Annotated in this window: 25 protein-coding genes; 17 read left to right on the top strand and 8 right to left on the bottom strand. The window is 67.8% G+C overall.

All coding sequences use genetic code 11. The features are described 5' to 3' along the window. Window positions 1-52 precede the first annotated feature (52 nt). The 10 genes from ACH49X_RS12650 (at window position 53) to ACH49X_RS12695 (ending at window position 7919) form a co-directional block, all read left to right on the top strand. Window positions 53-700 carry a histidine phosphatase family protein gene (locus ACH49X_RS12650; protein WP_195045987.1) on the top strand — a complete coding sequence of 216 codons (648 nt, stop codon included), beginning with the start codon at window positions 53-55 and terminating at the stop codon, window positions 698-700. Continuing rightward, window positions 697-1338 carry a TlpA disulfide reductase family protein gene (locus ACH49X_RS12655; RefSeq protein ID WP_357207476.1) on the top strand — a complete coding sequence of 214 codons (642 nt, stop codon included), beginning with the start codon at window positions 697-699 and terminating at the stop codon, window positions 1336-1338. Before ACH49X_RS12650 ends, ACH49X_RS12655 begins: the two co-directional genes overlap by 4 nt. Further along, window positions 1335-1586, top strand: a complete 252-nt coding sequence (locus ACH49X_RS12660; protein WP_195083124.1) for a hypothetical protein — start codon at window positions 1335-1337, stop codon at window positions 1584-1586. Before ACH49X_RS12655 ends, ACH49X_RS12660 begins: the two co-directional genes overlap by 4 nt. Window positions 1587-1626: 40 nt before the next feature. Next, complete coding sequence (locus tag ACH49X_RS12665) at window positions 1627-2454, top strand: cytochrome c biogenesis CcdA family protein (protein WP_195083123.1); 828 nt, start codon at window positions 1627-1629, stop codon at window positions 2452-2454. Beyond that, window positions 2451-4097: a cytochrome c biogenesis protein ResB gene (locus tag ACH49X_RS12670; RefSeq protein WP_357207478.1), complete on the top strand. Its 1647-nt coding sequence runs from the start codon at window positions 2451-2453 to the stop codon at window positions 4095-4097. The genes ACH49X_RS12665 and ACH49X_RS12670 overlap by 4 nt, the downstream gene beginning before the upstream one ends. A gap of 2 nt (window positions 4098-4099) precedes the next feature. Continuing rightward, on the top strand, window positions 4100-5065 hold the full coding sequence (gene ccsB / locus ACH49X_RS12675) for a c-type cytochrome biogenesis protein CcsB (RefSeq protein WP_195083121.1): 966 nt from the start codon (window positions 4100-4102) through the stop codon (window positions 5063-5065). A 319-nt stretch (window positions 5066-5384) separates the two neighbouring features. Next, complete coding sequence (locus tag ACH49X_RS12680; protein ID WP_357207480.1) at window positions 5385-5759, top strand: hypothetical protein; 375 nt, start codon at window positions 5385-5387, stop codon at window positions 5757-5759. A gap of 393 nt (window positions 5760-6152) precedes the next feature. Next, on the top strand, window positions 6153-6758 hold the full coding sequence (locus ACH49X_RS12685) for a Uma2 family endonuclease (RefSeq protein WP_323124670.1): 606 nt from the start codon (window positions 6153-6155) through the stop codon (window positions 6756-6758). 292 nt (window positions 6759-7050) lie between these two features. Further along, window positions 7051-7236 carry a hypothetical protein gene (locus ACH49X_RS12690; protein WP_195083120.1) on the top strand — a complete coding sequence of 62 codons (186 nt, stop codon included), beginning with the start codon at window positions 7051-7053 and terminating at the stop codon, window positions 7234-7236. Continuing rightward, a complete protein-coding gene (locus ACH49X_RS12695) occupies window positions 7233-7919 on the top strand; it encodes a hypothetical protein (protein ID WP_357207482.1) in 687 nt (228 codons plus the stop codon). Before ACH49X_RS12690 ends, ACH49X_RS12695 begins: the two co-directional genes overlap by 4 nt. A gap of 320 nt (window positions 7920-8239) precedes the next feature. Here the strand turns inward: ACH49X_RS12695 and ACH49X_RS12700 are convergent, their stop codons facing one another. The 3 genes from ACH49X_RS12700 to ACH49X_RS12710 form a co-directional block, all read right to left on the bottom strand. Further along, a complete protein-coding gene (locus ACH49X_RS12700; protein ID WP_357207484.1) occupies window positions 8240-8701 on the bottom strand; it encodes a hypothetical protein in 462 nt (153 codons plus the stop codon). 214 nt (window positions 8702-8915) lie between these two features. After that, window positions 8916-10076: a helix-turn-helix domain-containing protein gene (locus tag ACH49X_RS12705; protein WP_357207487.1), complete on the bottom strand. Its 1161-nt coding sequence runs from the start codon at window positions 10074-10076 to the stop codon at window positions 8916-8918. A gap of 434 nt (window positions 10077-10510) precedes the next feature. Continuing rightward, a complete protein-coding gene (locus ACH49X_RS12710; protein ID WP_357207489.1) occupies window positions 10511-11161 on the bottom strand; it encodes a hypothetical protein in 651 nt (216 codons plus the stop codon). 311 nt (window positions 11162-11472) lie between these two features. Between ACH49X_RS12710 and ACH49X_RS12715 the strand changes: the two genes are divergently transcribed. Next, window positions 11473-12081 carry a hypothetical protein gene (locus ACH49X_RS12715; protein WP_357207492.1) on the top strand — a complete coding sequence of 203 codons (609 nt, stop codon included), beginning with the start codon at window positions 11473-11475 and terminating at the stop codon, window positions 12079-12081. A 167-nt stretch (window positions 12082-12248) separates the two neighbouring features. Here ACH49X_RS12715 and ACH49X_RS12720 read toward each other — a convergent pair whose 3' ends face one another. After that, a complete protein-coding gene (locus tag ACH49X_RS12720; protein ID WP_043733248.1) occupies window positions 12249-12455 on the bottom strand; it encodes a hypothetical protein in 207 nt (68 codons plus the stop codon). Window positions 12456-12572: 117 nt separating this feature from the next. Then, the gene (locus ACH49X_RS12725; RefSeq protein ID WP_039802103.1) at window positions 12573-12785 is read right to left on the bottom strand and encodes a BldC family transcriptional regulator; all 213 of its coding nucleotides are present in this window, start codon (window positions 12783-12785) and stop codon (window positions 12573-12575) included. A gap of 185 nt (window positions 12786-12970) precedes the next feature. Between ACH49X_RS12725 and ACH49X_RS12730 the strand changes: the two genes are divergently transcribed. The 5 genes from ACH49X_RS12730 to ACH49X_RS12750 all read left to right on the top strand — a co-directional run bounded on the left by ACH49X_RS12730 (window position 12971) and on the right by ACH49X_RS12750 (window position 15794). Beyond that, window positions 12971-13333, top strand: coding sequence for a DUF4229 domain-containing protein (locus tag ACH49X_RS12730; RefSeq protein ID WP_195083116.1), 363 nt, complete (start codon window positions 12971-12973; stop codon window positions 13331-13333). Beyond that, window positions 13330-14415 (top strand): PLP-dependent cysteine synthase family protein, encoded by a 1086-nt coding sequence (locus ACH49X_RS12735; protein ID WP_195083115.1) that lies wholly within the window; start codon window positions 13330-13332, stop codon window positions 14413-14415. The genes ACH49X_RS12730 and ACH49X_RS12735 overlap by 4 nt, the downstream gene beginning before the upstream one ends. 118 nt (window positions 14416-14533) lie before the next feature. After that, a complete protein-coding gene (locus ACH49X_RS12740; RefSeq protein WP_067810393.1) occupies window positions 14534-14755 on the top strand; it encodes a helix-turn-helix domain-containing protein in 222 nt (73 codons plus the stop codon). Continuing rightward, window positions 14755-15336, top strand: a complete 582-nt coding sequence (locus tag ACH49X_RS12745; protein ID WP_195083114.1) for a Clp protease N-terminal domain-containing protein — start codon at window positions 14755-14757, stop codon at window positions 15334-15336. Before ACH49X_RS12740 ends, ACH49X_RS12745 begins: the two co-directional genes overlap by 1 nt. A 74-nt stretch (window positions 15337-15410) precedes the next feature. Next, window positions 15411-15794: a phage holin family protein gene (locus ACH49X_RS12750; RefSeq protein WP_195083113.1), complete on the top strand. Its 384-nt coding sequence runs from the start codon at window positions 15411-15413 to the stop codon at window positions 15792-15794. Between the two features lie 86 nt (window positions 15795-15880). Here the strand turns inward: ACH49X_RS12750 and ACH49X_RS12755 are convergent, their stop codons facing one another. After that, entirely contained in the window at window positions 15881-16750 is an 870-nt protein-coding gene (locus ACH49X_RS12755; RefSeq protein ID WP_357207494.1) for a 1,4-dihydroxy-2-naphthoate polyprenyltransferase, read from the bottom strand. Between the two features lie 63 nt (window positions 16751-16813). Then, a complete protein-coding gene (locus tag ACH49X_RS12760) occupies window positions 16814-17278 on the bottom strand; it encodes an SRPBCC family protein (protein ID WP_195083111.1) in 465 nt (154 codons plus the stop codon). Between the two features lie 132 nt (window positions 17279-17410). Between ACH49X_RS12760 and ACH49X_RS12765 the strand changes: the two genes are divergently transcribed. After that, on the top strand, window positions 17411-20719 hold the full coding sequence (locus ACH49X_RS12765) for a BTAD domain-containing putative transcriptional regulator (RefSeq protein WP_357207496.1): 3309 nt from the start codon (window positions 17411-17413) through the stop codon (window positions 20717-20719). A 64-nt stretch (window positions 20720-20783) separates the two neighbouring features. On the opposite strand, the gene ACH49X_RS12770 is transcribed toward ACH49X_RS12765, so the two are convergent. Then, on the bottom strand, window positions 20784-21617 hold the full coding sequence (locus tag ACH49X_RS12770) for an ABC transporter permease (protein WP_357207498.1): 834 nt from the start codon (window positions 21615-21617) through the stop codon (window positions 20784-20786). Window positions 21618-21645: the final 28 nt, after the last annotated feature.

Raw genomic sequence — 21645 nt, forward strand, 5'->3', positions numbered from 1 at the left:
GAGCGCCGGAACCGAGGCCGAGCCCGCCGACGCGCGAACTCGCGCCGATCGGGTGCACGACGGCGGCACCGCGATCGAAACGATCGTGCACGTGCTGCGCCACGGTGAGGTGCACAATCCGAACGGCATCCTCTACGGCCGCCTGCCCGGCTTCAGCCTCTCGGTGACGGGGCGCGCGCAGGCCGCCGCGGTCGCGCGCACCCTGGCCGATCACGACATCGCCCTGGTCATCGCCTCGCCGCTGCAGCGAGCGCAGGAGACCGCCGAGCCGATCGCCGCGCAGCACGACGTCATCGTGCGCACCGACGAGAACCTCATCGAGGCGGGCAACACCTTCGAGGGCCTGCGCGTCTCGGTGGGCGACGGCGCGCTGCGCAAGCCGCGGCACTGGTGGAAGCTGCGCGACCCCTTCACCCCGTCCTGGGGCGAGCCGTATCTGCAGATCGCGCACCGCATGCTGGCGGCCGTGAACAAGGCCAGGGTCGAAGCGGCCGGCCGGGAAGCGGTGCTGGTCTCCCATCAGCTACCGGTGTGGACGCTGCGGCGGTTCCTGCAGGGGCAGCGCCTCTGGCACGATCCGCGTCAGCGGCAGTGCTCGCTCGCGTCGCTGACCTCGCTGGTCTACCACGGCGACACCCTGGTCGACATCGTCTACTCCGAGCCAGCGGGCGGCTCCGACCCCTCGGTACACGGCGCATGACGCACCGCACCGCGTTCTTCCACCCGCCCTCGGCGCGCGCCGGGCGGGTGCTGCCGGTTCTGCTCGCGTGCGTGGCGCTGATCGCCGCGCTCGCGGGGTGTTCGACCGGTTCGGACGCGGTGGCCTCGGGCGGCACCTTCGAATTCGTCTCGCCCGGCGGCAAGACCGACATCCGCTACGACCCGCCCGCCGCGCGCGGCACCATCGGCAAGCTCTCCGGTCCCGACCTGATGACGGCGGGCAAGACCGCCTCGGTCGAGGACTACGCGGGCAAGGTCGTGGTACTCAACCTGTGGGGCCAGTGGTGCGGTCCGTGCCGCGCCGAAGCGCCCGCCCTGGAAAAGGTCTACGAAGCGACCAAGGACAAAGGCGTCGCCTTCCTCGGCATCAACGTCCGCGACCCGCAACAGGACAAGGCCCAAGATTTCGTGGTCGACAACAAGGTCGGCTACCCGTCCATCTACGACCCGTCGATGCGCACGCTCCTGGCGCTCGGCGGGAATTTCCCAACCAGTGTCATCCCGACCACGCTCGTCCTCGACCGGCAACACCGGGTCGCCGCGGTATTCCTGCGGTCCCTGCTCGCCGAGGATCTCCAGCCAGTAGTCGAAAGTATCGCCGCGGAGGAAGAACAGTGAATCGCGACCGTCGTACCCGCCACCTGCGTGCCTGCCGGCCACGGCAGGGCGCCCGACGTATCGGCGGCGGATGGGCCGTCGACGACAGGTGGGCGGGCATCGCCACCGTGCCGCGCAGCGTCGCGGCAGAGTCTTTGCTGGATTTCGCGGTGTTCGACGGCGAGGAACCCGCGGCCACCGAGCGGACCGTGGCGCCGCGCCGTGGCGCCGGACGATCGTCCGAGGACGCTGTGGAGGACTCGGTGTGACGCTCGCGCGCACCGCGCCGCGTACCGGGGAGGACCTGTGATGGTGCTCGCCGGAGTCGGTGATTCGTTCCAGCAGACGGCGGCCTCCGGGCCGCTGCTGCTGGCGCTCGGCGCGTGCCTGCTCGCGGGTCTGGTGTCGTTCGCCTCGCCGTGTGTGGTGCCCCTCGTGCCGGGGTACCTGTCCTACCTGGCCGGACTGGTCGGCGCGGAGGCGCCGCCCGCCACGGTGGCGGAGGCCGCCGGCACCCGCGTCGCGACCGCCGAGCGGCCGCTGCCCTCGGGACGGATGCGAGTCGCGGGTGCGGCCGGTTTGTTCGTCGCCGGTTTCACCGTGGTCTTCGTCCTCGCCACCGCGACCGTGTTCGGCGTCATCCAGACCCTCAACGTGAACCGGGAACTGCTGCAGCGCATCGGCGGTGTGGTGACGATCCTGATGGGCTTGGTCTTCATCGGCCTGGTGCCCGCGTTGCAGCGCGACACCCGGATGGAGCCGCGCAGGCTCACCAGCCTCATGGGCGCGCCGCTGCTGGGCGGGGTGTTCGCGCTGGGCTGGACGCCGTGTCTCGGTCCGACGCTGTCGGGCGTCATGGCGGTGGCCGCAGGGACCGACGGGACGACGGCGGTGCGCGGGGTCGCGCTGATCGTCGCGTACTGTCTCGGCCTCGGCCTGCCGTTCGTGGTGCTGGCGTTCGGGTCGGCGAGCGCGCTGCGGGGGGTCGGCTGGCTGCGCCGCAATTCCCGCACCATCCAGATCATCGGGGGCATGTTGCTCGTCGCGGTCGGCGCCGCGCTGGTCACCGGGGCGTGGGACCAGTTCGTCGCCTGGGTGCGCGACGCGTTCGTCTCCGAGGTGACCCTGCCGATATGACCGTGACCGACCATCCCACGATCGAAAGCCCCGAGCGTCCGCCGCGCCAATCCCTGATCGGACGGGCGTGGGCGTTCGCGCGCAACACCTGGCGCGGGCTCACCAGCATGCGCACCGCGCTGGTGCTGCTGTTCCTGCTGGCCTTGGCCGCGATCCCCGGCGCGCTGCTGCCGCAGCGCAACCTCAACGAGCAGAAGGTCGAGCAGTACATCGCCGACCGGCCGAGGCTCGGCCCGTGGATGGACCGCTTCGAGCTATTCGACGTGTTCTCCAGTTTCTGGTTCACGGCCGTCTACGTGCTGCTGTTCATCTCCCTGGTCGGTTGCATCCTGCCGCGCACGCTCGACCACTACCGCGCGCTGCGCACGCCGCCGGTGCGGGCGCCGCGCAACCTGACCAGGCTGCCGCACCACTACACGGGTGCGGTCGAGCGGTCGCCGCAGGAGCAGATCGACCACGCCCGCGCCCAGCTGCGCGGCTGGCGCACCGAGGTACGCCCCGGTCCGCGTGAGGGTGAACTGGCGCTGTCGGCGGAGAAGGGCTACACCCGCGAACTCGGCAACCTCGTCTTCCATCTCGCGCTGGTCGGGCTGCTGATCGCCATCGCGGCGGGCAAGCTGTTCGGCTACGAGGGCAGCGTCATCGTGCTGGCGAACAACGGCCCCGGCTTCTGCACCACCTCGCCCGCGGTGTTCGACTCGTTCAAGGCGGGCAACGTCAACGACGGCACCGGCATGACGCCGGTGTGCGTGCGGGTGAAGGACTTCCAGGCCGATTACCTGACCAACGGGCAAGCGGAGATGTTCACCGCGAACCTCTCCTACCAGGCGGGCGACGACCTGCGGACGAACACCTGGCGCGACACCCGGGTGCAGGTCAACCATCCCCTCCGCGTCGCCGGTGACCGGCTCTACCTGCAAGGACACGGCTACGCGCCGACCTTCACGGTCACCTTCCCCAACGGTCAGACCCGCACCGAGTCCATCCAGTGGCGGCCCGACGACGCCTCGACGTTCCTGTCCAGCGGCGTGCTGCGGATCGACCCGCCCGGCGGGATGTACGCCAGCGACGAGGAGCGCCGCAAGAACCAGATCGCGATCGAAGGGCTGTTCGCCCCCACCGCGATGTTCCACGGATCGCTGCTCAGCTCGGCGTTCCCCGCGATGAACGATCCTGCGGTGGCGGTCGACATCTATCGCGGCGACACCGGCTTGGACACCGGTAAGCCGCAGTCGCTGTTCGCCCTCGACCCCGAGCAGGTCAAACAGGGCAGGCTGACCAAGGAGGCCAGGGTCAATCTGCGCCCCGGCGAGTCCACCACGCTGCCGAACGGCACGAAGGTGACCTTCGACGGTGCCCAGGAGTTCGTGAATCTGCAGGTCTCCCACGACCCCGCTCAGCAGTGGGTGCTGGTGAGCGCGCTGCTGATGATGGCGGGTCTGCTGGTCTCGCTGCTGATCAAGCGCAGGCGGATCTGGGTGCGGGTCTACCCGGCCGATGACGCAGCCGGTACCGTTGACCAACGACGCACTGTAGTAGAGATGGGCGGGCTCGCCAGGACCGACCAGGCGGGCTGGGGCGGCGAGTTCGACCGGCTGCGCGCGCGCCTGCTCGATGAGCACGCCGAGACCACGGGAGAGTGACGATGCCGATCGACGAGACCATCGCCAGGTACAGCGACTTCGCCTTCAAGACGGCGATCGTGGTGTACGCGCTGGTGCTGGTGCTGCTGATCTGGCAGTACGCGACGGCGCGCAGCCGTCAGGTCGCCGAGCGCGAACTCGTGACGGTGGGCGGCGGATCGACGCCGCAGGGACCGGGCCGGGTCGCCGAACCCGCGCGGCGGCCCCTGTCGGAGCGGCTGGGCAACATGGCGTTCTCGGTGCTCATGGTGGCCATCGCGCTGCACGTGGGCTCGATCGTGCTGCGCGGCTTCGCGACCCACCGCTTCCCGCTGGGCAACATGTACGAGTTCGTCACCATGGCGACGGCCGCCGCCGTGCTGGTCGGGATCGGGCTCCTGCGCGAGCAGCGCTACCGCGCCATGTGGGCGTTCCTGCTGGTCCCCGTGCTGATCCTGCTGTTCCTCGCCGGCACGGTGCTCTACGCCGACGCCGCGCCCGTTGTGCCCGCGTTGAAGTCGTTCTGGCTGCCGGTGCACGTCACCATCGTCAGCGTGGGCAGCGGCGTGTTCCTGTTCGCGGGCGTGGCGAGCATGCTGTTCCTCTACCGCCTGCGTCAGCCGGACGGCCAGGAGTCGGCCAACGTCCTCGGCGCCATCGCCCGCCGCCTCCCCGACGCCCGCACCCTGGACCGGCTCGCCTACAAGGCCACCATCATCGGCTTCCCCCTCTTCGGCGCGGGCGTCATCCTCGGCGCCATCTGGGCCGAAGCCGCCTGGGGCCGCTTCTGGGGCTGGGACCCGAAGGAAACCTGCTCCTTCATCGCCTGGGTCCTCTACGCCGCCTACCTCCACGCCCGCGCCACCTCCGGCTGGCGCGACACCAAGGCCGCCTGGATCAACATCGCCGCCTTCGTCGCGATGCTGTTCAACCTGTTCATCATCAACATGGTGATCAGCGGGTTGCATTCTTATGCTGGGCTGAACTAATAGGCATTGACCAGCGCATTCGTTCGTTCGGCGGGCTACTTGCCGGTCCTGTTCTAGCTCCGGTACGTAGTAGTGGCGAGTCGAGCCTCGAGTATGCCGCCAACCGTCGCCCGCGTCGCCTCGTCGGCATCAGGCCATAGGTGGGCGTAGTAGCGCAACGCCGTCGGCCAGTTGGAACTCCCCACCGGCGGCCCCTCAGTGGGGAGCTATCTGCCGTCAAGCCAATCCCGCAGCAACACCTCGGTAGCAGCTGTATGAGGTGAAATGCCGTGCCGGTTCGGCTTGACCTCAACCTTTATCAAGGTTTGATTATCGAGGAATGAGCATTTTGTTCCACAACACCATGCGGATAACCGACGGTCATCTCGAACAGTTCAAGGTGGCCGTAGAGCGGGCGGTGGCGTTCGTCGCAGAGCATGGCCCGCAGCTGATGGTGCAGGTCTTTCTCGACGAAGACCGCGGGCTTGCACACAGTTTCCAGCTCTATCACGACTCGGAGGCAGTGCTCGCACACTGGAAGTTGTCCGATCCCTACATCCAGGATGTGATGGAGCACTGCACTATTCAGTCGTTCGAGACCTACGGCGAGATGTCCGACGAGGTGCTCGACGGACTGCGTGCTGGACCCGTCGGCGAGGTGACGGTACGGCGAGCGCTCACCGGCTTCACTCGATTCCGACCGTCCGTACGGTAGCCACGAACCGCCTCTCGCACACCTAGGGCCTACAGCTGTAGCCCGGAGTTGCGTGCCACACCCCCTCGGCAACATCCGATGTTCGGCGGGATGCTGGCAGTGTGCCAGCGGCGGCAACTGGCCTCAACTCGCGAAACTCGCGGCTGAGGGGCGGTTGATGTCGGCATCAATCTGATCAGTTCACCCGAGGACTGGTGTCGTCGCCGTTGGCGAACGATTCCCCCGTCACCGCCCTCGCCACATTGGACCGCAAGCACTTCTCCATCGTCCGGTCCAAGGCGGGTCAGCTGCTGCTCGTGCCCTAGCTCCGTGCGTCCTGAGTCAGTGTCTGCCACACCATTTCGGCATGTTGCTTTCACCCGCCGAACGGCTGGACCTTCCCGAGTCGATGGCGTGGGAAGAATTGGTGCGACTCCCCAAGAGATCGCGGAGCAGATCGAGCTGTGGGACGGCCGAGTGGTGTGGGTAGGGCGCGAACCCGGCGAACGCCAGGTGTCCACACGTCGTCTGACGGACTCGCTCGAACGCTGTGTGCAAAAGTCGATGTCTGACGAGCCGGAGCACTGCTGGCGGGTCAGCTTCGAAACCAGCTTGTTCCTGGGGCCTACCGGGAAATCCGACTTCCTGACGCCGGACTTCCTCGTCTACCGCTGTCTCGAATCGCCGGATCAGGATGTGCGGGGAAGCGATGTCCTCCTGGTCGGGGAAGTTGTGTCCCCTTTGAATACGCAAACGGACATCGAAGCCAAGAAATGTCGCTACGCCAGCGCTGGCATCCCGTGGTACTGGGAGGTGACGCTGGCCCGTGAGGTCAGCGCGATCGCCGTCGTCCGTGCATACGGCCTCGACATCGGCCATGCGCGACTCCCGGACGGTGCACAGCCACTCCACTCCGCCAACTACATCGTCGCGGCAGAGTGGACCCACGAGAACTCGGCCAGTCTCGAATTCAGCCGTCCGTTCCCGATCGCCATCCCGTGGACCGAACTCGAATACTGACCAAGATCCCCCTGCACCGCGCCGTACCGAATCCGCTGTAGGTTTCGAATCGCCGTAGGCACCGCGCTACCGCAACCCTCTCGGTGCGAATGACACGATCGGGGTCGGCTCCATGCGTTTCGGTGACTGGCCGACTGAGACCCTGAGATGCCACCTGAAGCCAGGAGGTTCGACGTCATCCAACCTGTCGGTCGCCGCTGGTAGAACCAGATTGCCTCGATCCCCGATCAGAGAGCGAGGTGCGTGCATAATGAACGGAGATGGTCGACGAAGCAGGGAGGGTAAGTCGCCGATGACCGTTACGGTCGAACACAGCACGTCTGAGGAACTTCGCCAACGACACCGCGAGGTCTTGCGCCGCGTCGGGATGACGCGAGAGGAGATCGGGGAGCTCGCGGCTCAATACACCCTGACGCCAGAGGAATTGGCGGCGTGGGATGAGCTGCGGTCCATCGAGTTCCTTCTCGAGGATGCGTGAGCAAGGACACCGGTCTCGAGGAGCAGGCCAAGCGGTTCGCCCTGGATGTTTCGACAAGGGCTCTGATGTGCCTGGAAGGCAGCCCTAGCTCGGATCAGCTGACGGTGGAGGCCTCGCCGAAAGGCGGCCGCTATGCATTCGCGTATCAGCAGAGTATCCATGCTGAGCTGGGCAGTCCTGCAATAGGTCACGTCAAACTCGGATTCGAGCTGACGTTCGACCGGTCTGGGCGTCATCTCGCTGTGCACAAGTCCACATTCCAGCTCTTGGAAAAGCGTGGCAAGAAGCCGATCGCGCGGATCGAGTACGTTCGCGACGCTCATACGGTGCCGTGTTCGCACGTCCACGTGCACGCTGAGAGTGGGCTCTTCACTTATCTGTTGTCACAGACTGGCCATCCGACACCTGCTGCGATTCAGTCAATCCATGTTCCTACCGGCGGGGACCGCTTTCGCCCATGTGTCGAGGACTTCATCGAGTTTCTCATCCGCGACTGTCGCGTGGCGGGGCGGGACGGATGGGAGGCCGAAGTGGCTGAGGGCCGAGAAGAGTGGCGGCGCATGCAAACAGCGGCTGCCGTGCGAGACCGACCAGAGGTAGCGATCGAGGAATTGCGGCGGCTCGGCCTCACCGTCACGGGTGTGGCGGACGCTGCCAGGCCGTCTGCGAGGGCCCGATATTAGGGGTCGCGTAACCGTCGGCGGGCCGCCTACATAGCAGAACGGCGCCTGTGCATGACACTGCCGAATCGGTGGATCGGAGTGGGGGCACGGGCGGCCTGATCAACATTGGCCGAGACCATGTCCGCCGCTTCGTAAGCGGTCCGTCACTGCCCGGCCCAACGGCTCGGGTACCGACACACCCCAGACCATCGAACCCGCCCGCACCACGATGCGGCCGAGGGCGACGGGGTCTACCCCGGCCGGGAGCTGGCAGACCAGCCGGTAGAACGCGCACCGCCCGTTCGGTGTGGTCAGATCGAAACCGCCCATGCCCGCCGCGCTCATCCCTGCGCCTCAGCGTCCCCGGACACCGGCGGCGTCGCGTACAGCGCGCGGCCGAGCATCACGTGCCCCGGCATGATCACGCTGCACACCCGCGTGAACTCCGCCGGGACCGATCCGCCCAGGTGCGCCATCCCAGGGACGATCACCGCACCCGCGCGGGCCACGTGCACCATCTCGAGCACCTTCGCTGCCGCGCCCAGCGGCGCAGTGTCCGGCGCAACCACGTACGTGGCAGCCGGCGTGTACCCGTGGCGACGGGCCAGCCTCGCGATCGTGGCCTGATCACCGACCGCGTCGGCACCTGCGACAGCCACGCACCGCAGCCCGATGGCCAGCGCGCCTTCCGCGCGTGCCAGCGCGCCGCGCAACGGTATCGACTCGTCTTTCAAATACGCCGCGATCCGCCGCAATTCGGCCGTCCCCGCCGAATACAACCCCTGCCGACTGCTCGCATCCATCCCCTGCGCCTCCCTGCAATCCGATTGGAAAGCACCCGACGCCGAGGGCACAGCACCAGCCAGCGTTCACGTCTGTCCTGGCGCGGCCGAGATGACGAAGGCGGCCGGCTCACCCCGGCGTCGGGGCCGGGGAAAGCGTCACAGGCGGAGAGGCTGTCCAACAATGGCACTCTCGGCAAACGATCCAGCGAAAGTGCCGTTCGGAGTGGAAATCTCAGTACTCCAGTCGCAGGAGATCTGCGAGATCTCGCATCTCAGGAGTCAGGGTGCGTCGTCTGGAGATGATCCGGCCCAGCAAATCCTTAGCGGACCGCTGTTCGATCAGCCACGGTCGGGCCTCGCGGGACAACTGAACCAGCACGTCGAACGCGGTGTCATAGCTTCGGAGCTCGATGTGTGCCGCGGCCACGTCGAGCAGATGTCTGTTGCGGTTGTCGGAGGTCGGGCGCAGCCCCGGTGGTACGTCTCGGGCCAGCCGCAACGCGAGGTCGGGACGGTCGTCCACAACGGCATTCTCGACTCGCTTCATGGCGACCGTGACAGGCCCGAACGTCGTCCAGTATTGGTGATAACTCCCCGAATCACGCTTGACCGCTGCGGCCGCCGCGTTCGCCAGGCGCATCATGTCGTCTGCTTCGTCCGGCCGGTTGTCTCGTATTGCCGCGGCTGAGCCGCGCAACAGCAACCACCCCCACGTCGACAGTTCACGTGTTGTGGCAACCGACAGGCGCGGTTCGATACGGTCCGCCCACGACACCGCCAAGGTGCGGACCTGCTCGAACTGTCGTTCCACGAGTAGCAGCCAGCACAGAGTGATCACTGCCGACGCGGCGTCGAGTACGTTCCCGGTCGACTCCGCGTCCCTCAGCGACTGTTCGAGTGCGGTCCTCGCGGACTGGAGTTGCCGAGTCTGGACCAGCACCGACCCGACCAATTGCAGAATCCGGGAGCGCATGAGCGGCGTCGCGGCGCGTCCGTCGAGGATCAGGTGGGGAAGTAGCCGACTCAACTGCTCGTATTCGTTGTCGTGGTAGAGCTTCACGGCCGCGACCAGTGATTCGTTCATGCTCCGCTCGGCGGGAGTTTCGGCCGCGTGTCCGTCCGCGATCGACACGAGAGCCCGCCGGGTAGGAAGCCAGAGTTCACCGCCCTCGGTCTCGGGTCGGCCAGGGGTGGGGCCGAGTAGCGCCGAGAGCGGGCAGCCCATCGCCACGGCCAGCCGTCGAAGCGTCTGAATGCGAGTGTCGTCGCGCTCGCCCTGTTCGATCTTGCGAATCAGAGATAGTGATACTCCTGAACTCTGGGCGAGTTCACGTTGGGTCAGACCGCTCCGCTTGCGAACAGACCGCAAGCGTTCCCCGAGATCTGTGCTCATGTCCCGAGGCTACGGGAGCTACCGATACTCGTCAGGCGCTCTACGACCGAGCCGGGTTCGAGGTCGAGGGCGTGTTGCGCTCGCACTACCGGCGGCGCAGCGGCGAGGTGTGGGACGCGGTGCTGATGGGGCTGTCGTTGAACGACGCGGCCTGAGGGGCAACTATTTCGCGGAATTATGGGGTTTTTATTGGCACGTCTGCGCCAAAAGAATTGAATGCGGACGTTTCAGATTGTGGAGCTCGAAATAAGCGAGAACGACTTCGGATCGTGGCATAGTTTCGCGGCAACATGCCGAAATATTCACCGGCAGAACGAATAACGTTTCGAGCCTCGGCGCCTTAAGGGACACAAGACTTCGCATGTCTGTTAATAAGCCCGTGTAGGTGGCCGTGTCGTGCGCTCGCGGCGTGTGGTACGCGCGCGTACGGAGCCCTACAGGCGGGCCACGCAGACGACGAAATGTCGCTGCTGATAAACGATTCCGCTGTCGGCCGAGCCGCAGGCGTTGACGTCCACGGTGTTCTGCTTGATGTCGATCACCCGGACCGCGCCCGGGGCGTGGGCGGCGCAGTCGAGGCGCTTAGGGCTGCCGGGGGTCAATTCCATGCAGCCGCCGACGACCCAGTCGATGTCCAGGCACAGCGCGGCCTGTGTCGCGCCGTGCAAGGTCTCGTTGTAGGTGTGGTCGGCGTCGGTGGGGCACGTGGAGCCAGCCGGTGCCTTCTCGATGACCTTGTAGACCGAATTCGGGCTGCCACAAGCGGTTTTATCGATCGCGCCCGCGCCGCCGAACTGCACGCATTCGCCGATGTTCACCTGCATGCTCGTGGCGCTCTTGTTCGACGCGCCGCGCAGCGCCGACGTGGTCGGCAATGCCTCCGTGGTGGTCGGCAACGGCTCCTCGGTGGTCGGCGGCGGCGTTGATGCGGTCGAGGCGGTGGCGGCCTGGGCGGCGGCCTTGGCCGGCTCGTCGGCCGGACCGGACATCGACAGCGCGGCGACGACCACGAGAGTGGCCGCCACCCCGGTCCCGACCATGAAGGCGGCCAGGGTGATACCGGCGCGGACACGTTGGCGCGACACGTCATGTCCTCCAGAGCTGTAAACCCTTCGAACCCACCTAGCGACCCGAAGTTGTGAATCTTGCGTATCGAAGACCACGCCATGCTTACACTACGCGGCACGTCCGCGTCGAGTTTTCCTTCCCGGGAGCAGTGATCCGCCATGGGAATTCACCTGGGTGCCGCCATCGGCGGCCCGAGTGATCACAATCGGATAACGAACCGCTCGATCATGTGTGCCGGTCGTCAAGTCTGGAAACAAGTCACGGGCGCTGTACAGTCACACGCCATCCGGCCTCCGGAGCCGGTGTCTCGGTGAGAAGGAATTCCAGAATGAAGTTCGGCACTATTGCCGCCATTGCGCTCGGTGCGGTTGCCGCAGTGGGCATCACAGCGGGGGCCGCGAACGCGCAACCCGTGGAACCGGAGCGTGAGATCACGACAACCGGTGTAGAGCAGGGCGTCGACTACCACACCACGGTCTCCCGCGAGACCGGAGCCATCACCACCGCCGTCGAACACGGCGCCTTCGCGGTGGCCGGCGACGGCACCAAGATCGAGTTGACCTCCGACACCGGAGCCGTGGTGGCCGAAGTGCCGCTGACCTTCCAGGTTTCCGGCAGCAAGCTGTCGGTCGCGCACGAAATCAGCGACGGCGGACGGCGTCTGGCGCTCACCCCGGTGGCAGGCGCCAAGGAGATCGGCGAGATGCAGCCGATCAGCTCGATGAACCGGCTCATCGCCGAATTGAACCAGAACGTGGTCGGCGTGGTCGGCGGCGCGCTGCTCGGCGGACTGCTCGGGGCCTTGATCGGCCTCGGCTTCTTCAGCATCATCACCGGCCCGATCGGCCTGGTCGTCGGCGCGATCGCGGGCGGGGCCATCCAGGGCGGGCAGCCGTTCATGGACGCGCTGATGGCGGTCGTCAACGGCGAGCCCTGATCGATACCGCGGATCGGGGGCGGCGGGCGCACCGCAGCGCGCCTGCCGCCCCCGGACCGGGTTGTCGATCGCCGTGGCGTTGAAGGTTCGACCCACGGCAGAGCGAGAAAGAACGCGCGAACGCCGAATACCGCTGGACGCGTGCTATCGCGCGGATGATGCGAAGCTCAGCGCTCGGCGGAACCGGACTCGCCGTCACGGTGCTGGCGGGATAGTCGCCAGAGGAACTCCGGGTCGTCGTCGGGTCCGATGACGCGCTTGCGCTGTGGTGAACGCGTCTGCGGGGCAGTGGGTCCAGTCCGCTCGGGGCCGAACGCCTTCCAGCACAACACCGCTATTGCCACCACCGCGATGAGTGCCAACAGGTACGTCACGTCGCTCACCTCCTGGTTACGAGGGTAGCCGCGGACGTGACTCCAGCACACCGCAGACGCGAAAATGGTCTGCGGGCGAGCGCGGACCCGAGCACGACAGGTCCGCGCGCCCTGCGATCAGCGTGCTGCGGTCGCCTCGGTGGTCAGCGACTTGAGCAGCTGGAGTACTTCCGATTCGCGAAACCGGCGATGTCCGCCCGGTGTGCGCAGCGACCCGAGGCGCCCGGCGTGAGCCCAGCGCGTCACGGTCTTGGGGTCGACGTGGAACAGGGCAGCAACCTGGCCCGGAGTCAGCAGGGTGTCCTGGCCGCCGACGGTGATCGCAGTCATAGCAAACCTCTCCGTTCTCGACAGTTCCCTCATCAGATGGCGCCATCGTCGCACTGAAACCCCTAGGTACTCGAACCACCTACAGTTGGTAAAGGGGAGGTAATAGACAAATCGGATGCGCGCCCCACCCCCGGCTGTTGGGCGTGCACCGGGGGCGGGCAACAGCTTCGCATAGGCTGAGGGATGTGCGTGACGCGAATCCACCAAAAGGTGCTTCCGGACAGCAAACGGCTGGCGCTGGTCGTCGTCTGGCCCGCAATCTGGCCCTTTACACCGTCGCCAGGTTGGGTCTCGTGGTAGTGCTCGCCGCGCTGATCGTGCTGGCCGCGCGGCTGGTGTCGGTGGACATCCCCATCGTGGTCGCGGCCTTGTTCGCGCTCATCATCGCGATGCCGCTGTCGCTGGTGCTGTTCAAGCGGCTGCGAACCAAGGTGAACGAGGACATCGCCCTGGTCGACGAGCGCAGGCGCCGGGACAAGGCCGAGCTACGGGCGCGGCTGCGCGGCGAGGAGCCGCCCGCTGGGCCGGAGTCGGGGACGTCCGCGTGAAGTCCTGCGATCACACCGCGCCGCGCGAGTGGGTCGACAACGCGGTGCGGCTGATCGACGCCGACACCCAGCGCAGCGCGGACACCCACTTGCTGCGCTACCCGCTGCCCGCCGAGTGGAACATCCAGCTCTACCTGAAGGACGAGTCCACCCACATCACCGGCAGCCTCAAGCACCGCCTGGCCCGCTCGCTGTTCCTGTACGCGATCTGCAACGGCTGGGTCACCGAGGGGACGACCGTGGTGGAGGCGTCGTCGGGTTCGACGGCGGTCAGCGAGGCGTATTTCGCGAAGCTGCTCGGCTTGGACTTCGTCGCGGTGATGCCCGCGAGCACCTCCCCGCAGAAGATCGCGCTGATCGAGGCGCAGGGCGGTCGCTGTCATTTCGTGCGCCGTCCGCCGGACATGTACACCGAGGCGGCGCGGCTCGCGGCCGAATGCGGCGGGCACTACATGGACCAGTTCACCCACGCCGAGCGTGCGACCGACTGGCGCGGCAACAACAACATCGCCGAATCGATCTTCCAGCAGATGGCGCTGGAGACCAATCCGGTGCCGGAGTGGATCGTGGTCGGCGCGGGCACGGGCGGGACCAGTGCCACCATCGGCCGCTACATCCGGTACCGCAGGCACGCGACCAAGCTGGCCGTGGTCGATCCGGAGAACTCCGCCTTCTACGGCGGCTACGAGACGGGGGACGCGGGCTATCAGACCGGGATGCCCTCCCGGATCGAAGGCATCGGCCGCCCGCGGGTGGAGCCCTCGTTCGTCGGTCAGATCGTGGACCGCATGTTCGAGGTGCCCGACGCGGCGTCCATCGCGGCGGCGCGGTTCGCGAGCGCGCGGCTCGGCCGCCGGGTCGGCGGATCGACCGGTACCAACCTGTGGGGCGTTTTCGCGTTGATCGCCGAGATGCTGTCCGATGGCCGCGGCGGCAGCGTGGTCACCCTGCTGTGTGACGGCGGGGATCGCTACGCCGGAACGTATTTCGACGACGGGTGGGTGGCGTCCCAGGGTCTGGAGCTCGCGGAGCCCACCGCCGTGTTGGAGAAGTTCGTGGCGACCGGAATCTGGGACGCCTGATCGGTTCACGTCCCGGGTAGGGGTTCGTCGTTCGCCTGAAGCGGAACGGGGCTCTGTCGCGTCCTGGTTCGTCAATTTTTGTTGACATCACGCGCGATCGTCAATCAAAATTGACGACATGACGGAAGCAACCACACTCGCGGCGGCCGCGGGCAGCCCCGATCCCAAGGTCGGGCTGCGCGCGGTGCTCGCGCTACGCAGGCTGCTCGAACGTCTCGAGGCGATCCAGGTGGCCAACGCCCGTGCTCAGGGCTGGTCGTGGCAGGCGATCGCGGAGGCGCTCGAGGTCAGCAAGCAGGCAGTGCACCAGAAGTACAACCGGAAAGGCAGGATCCGCTGATGTTCGAGCGGTTCAGCAGGTCTGCGCGCACGGCGATCGTCGTCGCCCAAGAGGACGCGCGCGAACTCCACGCGTCGAATATCGAGGTGGAGCACGTATTGCTCGGCGTGCTCGCGCAGGCCGAGCCGGAGTTGACGACGTTGCTCGCCGAAGCGGGGCTCACTCGCGACGGCGTGCGCCGCGCGCTGGCCGAGCAGGGCAACGGGATACCCCTCGGCCCCGAGGACGCCGAGGCCTTGCGCTCCATCGGCATCGATCTGGACGCCGTCCGTGAGTCGCTGGAAGCGCATTTCGGCGAAGACGCGCTCGACCGGGCCGCGCCGGACCCGCGCCGCGGCCCGTTCCCTTGGAGCCGCGGCGGGTACTACGGGCACATTCCGTTCACGAAGGACGCGAAGAAGGTGCTCGAGCTCGCCCTGCGTGAGGCGTTGGGCCGCAAGGACAAAACCATCGAGTCGGGGCACATGCTGCTCGGCATACTGCGCGCCCCGAACCAGACGACGGAGCGCCTGTTCGGCGGTTCCGCCGCGATCGGCGAATTGCGGCCCAAGGTGCACGCCCTGCTCGACCGTGCGGCTTGAGCGGGCGGACATGCGCCGCTGGAGTTCGAGTTCTTCGGCGGCGCATGTCCGCGTCCGACGCCTAGCATTGGGCCATGCAGCTCGTGATTCGGTTGATCATCAACGCGGTGGCCATCTGGCTGGCGGCCTTCTGGGTCGACAAGATCGACATTCTCGCCCCCGAGGGCGGCAACGGCGCCAAGATCGGGGTTGTTCTCGCCGTGGCCGCGGTTTTCACGGTGGTGAACGCCCTGGTCAAGCCGATCGTGAAGCTGTTGTCGCTACCGCTGGTGATCGTGACGCTCGGCCTGTTCCTGCTGCTGATCAACGCGCTCATGCTGTGGCTGACCGCCGAGATCACCGAAGCGTTCACCGATTACGGCCTGCGCGTGGAGGGTTTCTGGGCCGCGGTGTTCGGCGGCATCATCGTCTCGATCGTGAACTGGGTGCTCGGCATCCTGGTCCCGGACGAGGATTAGTCCGCGCGGGCGCGAACGCGCGACGCTTCGTCGCGCTTCGCGTGAGCGGGCCCACGTGGTCGGCTCGATCCGCGCGGCCGGGCGCGCTAACCCAGCCCGACCGCCAGCGCCGTGATCGCCGACCAGGCCAGCAGCGCCAAGCCGGAATCGCGCAGCGCGGGAATCAGTTCCAGACCGCCTTTGCCGCCGCGCACCGGCGCGTTGGCGCGCACGGCGAGCGGAATCGCGAGCAGCCCGGCCAGCGCCAACGGCGTGCGGGCGGCCAGCGCCAACGTCGCGAGGAACGGCACGGTGAGCAGCACCAGGTGCAGCGTGCGGGTGCGTGGGTCGCCGAGTTTCACCGCGAGCGTGACTTTCCCGGAATCGGTGTCGGTGGGGATGTCGCGCAGGTTGTTCGCGACGAGCACGGCGCTGGAGAACGCGCCTACCCCGATCGCGAGCAGCGCGCCGACCCAGTCGATCCGGCCCGCCTGCACGAATTGGGTGCCGAGCACGGCGATCAAACCGAAGAAGACGAAGACCGCGACCTCGCCGAATCCGCTGTAGCCATAGGGCTTGCTCCCGCCGGTGTAGTACCAGGCGGCCGCCAGGCAGGCCGCGCCGATCAGCAGCAGCCACCAAGCGCTGGTCAACACCAGCGCCAAGCCGAAGACGGCTCCGACGACCAAGCTGACGATCGCGGCCGTCTTCACCGCCGTGGGCGAGGCCAGCTTCTGCCCGACCAGGCGCAGCGGGCCGACCCGGACGTCATCGGTGCCGCGGACACCGTCGGAGTAGTCGTTGGCGTAGTTCACGCCGATGATCAGCGCGAGCGAAACGAGCAGCGCGAGAACCGCTTTCCACCACACCGCGCCATCGATCGACGCGGCGGCGCCGGTGCCGGCGAGCACCGGGGCGATCGCGTTCGGCAGGGTACGTGGTCGCGCGCCCTCGATCCATTGCGCTGCAGTAGCCATGTTCGCAGCATAATCGGCGCAGCCGGACGGAGTCCGTCGTCAGCCCACGCATGGCCGCCGCGATCAGGCCGTTCCGGCCATCACCGCCTCCTGCATCCGTGCGAGTCCCTTTTCGAAATCCCGGCCGACGAACTTGTCCATCGGAATGAACCTGCCGATGACACTCATCAGACCGGTCTGCTGCCCGGTCATCCGCCAGGTCACCTCGGTGCCGGTCTCGACCGGATCCAGCGTGAAGGTCACCATGTTGGTGGCCTTCATCGGCTTCAGGAACTCCAGCCGCACGCCGATCTCCCGGTCGGCGCTGCCGACGATCTCCATGCTGCCCGCTCCGGCCTTGCGGTTGCCGCTCCAGGCGTAACGCGCGCCGACCCCGGATTCCGCGCCGGAATAGCTGCGCTGCAGTTGCGGGTCGAGGTCCTCCCACGGCGACCACTCGACCCACTTGCGGAAATCGTTGATCAGCCCGTGCACGCGCGCGGGGTCGGCCGTGATCACGGCCGATCGGACCACCTCGAACTCAGCCATGGGGGTCACACTATGCGACCGACCGCTCGCAGTGGCGGCAAAGAATTCGTGTCGAGCTTCTCCGGCCCGCTCGCCTACGATGACCGCGGGATGTTTCCGGAGCACAGCGGCCCGCACGGCCACAGTCGAGCAGTGACGACGCCCGCAGGCGAATCGGTCGTGGTGGCCTTGCTGGGCGAGGTCGCGCTGCGCCGGGACGGCCTGCTGACGCCCTTGCCGGGTGCACGCTCCCGGCTCCTGCTCACCGCCCTGGCCCTGCGGCCAGGCCGCAGCCGAGGCGCACAGGCCCTGATCGAGGAGGTCTGGGGCGAACAGCCGCCGCGTTCGCCGATGAACGCGCTGCACACGCAGGTCTCCCGGCTGCGGTCGGCGCTGCCGGAGGGCGCGCTGGAGATCGGTCCGGCCGGCTACCGGTTGACCCTCGGCGCCGACCAGGTCGACTTGTCCTCGGTGGGCGAGCGGGTGGCGCGGGCGCGCGAACTGCACGCGGCGGGCGACCTCCCGGGATGCCTGGCCCGGATCGCGGAAGCGCGGGCGCTGTGGCGCGGGGATCCTGGCGCCGATCTGCCGCCGGGCGATCTCTCCGACGAGCTGCGGGCCGCGGCCGGACGGCGTCTGGCCGAACTCGACGAACTCGAACTCACCGCACGCGAGGACGGCGGCGACATCGACGGCGCTCTGGGCCTCGCCCGGCTGCGCGCCGCCGCCGAACCGCTGGACGAGCCCGCGCAGCAAACCCTGATGCGCCTGCTGGCCGCGGCCGGACGGCCCAACGAGGCGGTGGAATCGTTCGCCGCTTTCCGCTCCCGGTTGGCCGAGGAACTCGGCACCGACCCGGGACCGGCGCTGACGGAGATCCACACCGCGATCCTGCGCGGGGAGCGGGTGGGGCGCGCCGCGCAGCGCTCGGGCAACTCGGCGACCGACGACGGTCTCCGGGCGCAGGACGTACCGCAGACACCGCACCTCGCCGCCATCGGCCTGCGCGCCGCGCCCAACGCGCTGCTCGGCCGGGCCGCCGATATCACCGCGTTGACCGAACTGCTCCGCGATGCCCGGGTGGTGACCGTGCTCGGTCCCGGCGGTGCGGGCAAGACCAGGGTCGCCAACGAGATCGGCTGGCAGGCGGCGGCCACCTGTCCGGTCGCGCTGGTCGAGCTGGCCTCGGTGCGGGCCGACGGCGACGACGCCAGGGTCGAGATCGAGGCGGCGATCGCCGCGGTGCTCGGGCTCAGCGAGGTCACCTTCGACACCGCGACGCTGCGATCCGGGCAGCCCGTCGATCTGCGCAGACGGCTGCACGACGCGGTGTCGGCCCGCGCGATGCTGCTGATCCTGGACAACTGTGAGCACCTGATCGACGCCGTCGCCGTGGTGGTCGCCGATCTGATCGGCGCCGCGCCCCGGCTGACCGTGCTCACCACGAGCCGTTCGCCGCTGACCATCACGGCCGAGACGGTGTATCCCCTGCCGCCGCTGACCATCCATCCGGCCGGCTCACCCGCCACCGAGCTGTTCGCCGCGCGGGCGAGGGCGGTGCGGCCCGGCGTCCGGCTGGATCCGGACGTGGTCGCCCAGCTGTGCCACACCCTCGACGGGCTGCCGCTGGCCATCGAGCTGGCCGCGGCCCGGGTGCGCGTGATGAGCGTCGAGGAGATCAACGAGCGGCTGGCCGATCGGTTCGCGCTGCTGCGCCACGGCGACCGCAGTTCGCCCGAACGCCACCGCACGCTGCACGCGGTGATCGACTGGAGCTGGAATCTGCTCGACACCGAACAGCAGGCGACACTGCGCCGGTTGTGCCGGTTCCCGGCCGGTTTCACGCTGTCGGCGGCCGAGGCGGTCGCGGGCGGAGCCGACGTGACCGACGTCGCCGCGGCCGTCGACGGCCTGGTCAACCAATCGCTGCTCACCGTGCTGGACGACGAGACGCTCGGCACCCGGTACCGGATGCTGGAGACGGTGCGGGAATACGGTGAAGAGCAGCTGACCGCCACGGCGGGGGAGCCGGAAACGGTCGACACCCGGATGATGCGGTGGGCCAAGGACTACGCCGACGACGTGGCGGGCCGGTACATGACCGGCGATCAGTTCCACCTCGCGCTGGCCCTCGCGGCGGAGCTGGACAACTTGCTCGCCGCGCTGCGCTGCGCCATCGAACGACGCGACGCGGCAACGGCATACACGGTGTTTCCGGTCGTCGGCACGCTGTGGTTGATTCGCGGATCGCATTCGGAAGTGATCGCGTGGGCCGAGCGGGTCATCGAATTGGAGGTGGCCGACTTCGGCCAGGACGGGCCACGTCCGGACCTCGTGCTCGTCACCTATCAGATGACCCTCCTGCATCTCGCCTACACCGACGGCGGCACCAGGGAACTCGCGCGGCTGCGTCAGCGCGTGCGCCGATTGCTGCGCTCCTGCTCGGAGGTCAGCGAGACCATTCGCTTCGTCGGCCGTGTCGTGCTCACCAGAGCCGACGGGCGCGGGCTCAGCAGGCTGCTCGCCGAGGCGGTGCGCTCGCCCGATCCCGAGACCAGGGCCTCGGCGCTGCTGTTGCGGGCCAACATCCGCGAGAACCTCGGTGACGTGCGCGGCTCCACCCTCGACGCGGACAAGGCGTTGCACGTCCTCGGGCGCGACAACGTCTGGAGCGTGGCCATGGTGTCCAGGCACCTCGGCCAGGTCTGCGGGCAGGTCGCCCAGTACGCCGAAGCGGTGACCTACTACCGCCGCGCGCTCGAAGTGCTGCAACGGCTCGGCGCCTACGAGGACACCGTGGAAATCCACAGCTATCTGGTGGGCGCGCTGGTCGGCGCGGGCGAACTCGAGCAGGCCCGGCGGGACCTCGCCATCGTGTTCGGCACGCCGGACCTGGACAACGCGTCCTTCGGGCAGAATCGGCTGCTGTCCACCGTGATGCAGAGTTCGGCGGAAGTCGCGCTCGCGGAGGGGGATATCGCAGGCGGGTTCGCTCGCTACGAGCGCGCGCTGGAGCTGTTCGGCTGGCCGGACAACAACTTCCTCAATCCGGGGCCCGGCGCCCTGATGCTGGCCGCGGCGGCGCTGGACGCGCGGGTGCTGCACGGCGCCGCCGACCGGAGCGCGGGCCTGTCCGCGCAGCTGGCCGAGATCGCCGTACCGATGATGTCGCAGTACCGGGACCTGCCGCAGATCGGCGCCGTCGCCTGTGCGATCGGCTCCTACCTCATCGCCGTCGATCGTGCGGCCACCGTGGGTCTGGACATGCTGATCCTGGCTCCGAACGTCTTGTGCCGACAGGACTACCCCTCGATGCGGTGGCAACGGCACCTGGACGCGGCGATCGCGAAACTCGGCGCGGAACGGGTCGACGAAGCCCGCCGCCGCCTCGGCCACCTGCGCCGCACCGAGTCCGCGGATCGCATCATGCGGATGCTCGCAAGCCTGGCCGACGCGCACTGACTCTCGCGGGGATACGAAAGCGGGCCGGGTGACAAGGTCACCCGGCCCGCTCCTGCCGGAAAACTCACGCCCGGCGCATGTACGCCCGGACCGTGAGCGGGGCGAAGATCGCGATGACGACCAGCGAGCCGAGCAACGACCACGCCAGATCGCTGCCGAAGGCGGCGCCGTTCATCAACCCTCGGCACGCGTTCACCATGTAGTACACCGGGTTCACGTGGTTGAGGCCCTGCATCCAGCCCGGCATCGTGCTCACCAGCGCGAAGGCGCCGGACATGAAGGTCAGCGGGAACATGATCATCATCGAGATGCCCTGCACGCCCGCCGCGCTCTTGCCGGTGACCCCGACCAGCGCCCAGATCCAGCTGATCGCGAATGAGCAGAAGACGATGACTAGACCCGCCGCGACGACCCCGAGCACACCGCCATCAGGGCGATAACCGATGGCGATGCCGACGACGATGGTGAGCACGGTGGCGAGGGCGTAGCGCACCATATCCGCCAGCAGGGCGCCGGCCAGCGCCGAGATGCGGGCGATCGGCAGGGACTTGAACCGGTCGAAGACGCCCTTGTCCATGTCCTCGCGCAACTGGGTGCCGGTGACGACCGAGGTGAGCACCACGGTCTGCACCAGGATGCCGGGGATCAGGACCGGCAGGTAGTCCTGCACGCTGCCGCCGATGGCGCCGCCGAAGATGTAGGCGAACAAGGCGGTGAACAGGATCGGCTGGATCGTCACGTCGAACAGCTGCTCGGGCTTGTGCTTGATCTTCAGCAGGCCGCGGTAGGCCATGGTGAACGAGTTCGCCGCCGCCTGGACCAGCGGGACGCGGTTGCTCACTTCGGGAATGCTCGTCGGCGCCGTTCGGCGCGTTTCGGTCGCGGTGATGGTGGTCATGGTCGTGCTCCTTCTCGGCCGGCTCCGG

The organism is Nocardia sp. NPDC019323, from assembly GCF_044389845.1.
GTDB lineage: Bacteria > Actinomycetota > Actinomycetes > Mycobacteriales > Mycobacteriaceae > Nocardia > Nocardia implantans.

Bases quoted from the DNA above. Each gene is read 5' to 3' on its own strand.
- ACH49X_RS12655 (WP_357207476.1), top strand. From the start codon at position 697: ATGACGCACCGCACCGCGTTCTTCCACCCGCCCTCGGCGCGCGCCGGG.
- ACH49X_RS12665 (WP_195083123.1), top strand. From the start codon at position 1,627: ATGGTGCTCGCCGGAGTCGGTGATTCGTTCCAGCAGACGGCGGCCTCC.
- ACH49X_RS12670 (WP_357207478.1), top strand. From the start codon at position 2,451: ATGACCGTGACCGACCATCCCACGATCGAAAGCCCCGAGCGTCCGCCG.
- ccsB (WP_195083121.1), top strand. From the start codon at position 4,100: ATGCCGATCGACGAGACCATCGCCAGGTACAGCGACTTCGCCTTCAAG.
- ACH49X_RS12680 (WP_357207480.1), top strand. From the start codon at position 5,385: ATGAGCATTTTGTTCCACAACACCATGCGGATAACCGACGGTCATCTC.
- ACH49X_RS12690 (WP_195083120.1), top strand. From the start codon at position 7,051: ATGACCGTTACGGTCGAACACAGCACGTCTGAGGAACTTCGCCAACGA.
- ACH49X_RS12700 (WP_357207484.1), bottom strand. From the start codon at position 8,701: ATGGATGCGAGCAGTCGGCAGGGGTTGTATTCGGCGGGGACGGCCGAA.
- ACH49X_RS12705 (WP_357207487.1), bottom strand. From the start codon at position 10,076: ATGAGCACAGATCTCGGGGAACGCTTGCGGTCTGTTCGCAAGCGGAGC.
- ACH49X_RS12715 (WP_357207492.1), top strand. From the start codon at position 11,473: ATGAAGTTCGGCACTATTGCCGCCATTGCGCTCGGTGCGGTTGCCGCA.
- ACH49X_RS12725 (WP_039802103.1), bottom strand. From the start codon at position 12,785: ATGACTGCGATCACCGTCGGCGGCCAGGACACCCTGCTGACTCCGGGC.
- ACH49X_RS12740 (WP_067810393.1), top strand. From the start codon at position 14,534: ATGACGGAAGCAACCACACTCGCGGCGGCCGCGGGCAGCCCCGATCCC.
- ACH49X_RS12745 (WP_195083114.1), top strand. From the start codon at position 14,755: ATGTTCGAGCGGTTCAGCAGGTCTGCGCGCACGGCGATCGTCGTCGCC.
- ACH49X_RS12750 (WP_195083113.1), top strand. From the start codon at position 15,411: ATGCAGCTCGTGATTCGGTTGATCATCAACGCGGTGGCCATCTGGCTG.
- ACH49X_RS12755 (WP_357207494.1), bottom strand. From the start codon at position 16,750: ATGGCTACTGCAGCGCAATGGATCGAGGGCGCGCGACCACGTACCCTG.
- ACH49X_RS12760 (WP_195083111.1), bottom strand. From the start codon at position 17,278: ATGGCTGAGTTCGAGGTGGTCCGATCGGCCGTGATCACGGCCGACCCC.
- ACH49X_RS12770 (WP_357207498.1), bottom strand. From the start codon at position 21,617: ATGACCACCATCACCGCGACCGAAACGCGCCGAACGGCGCCGACGAGC.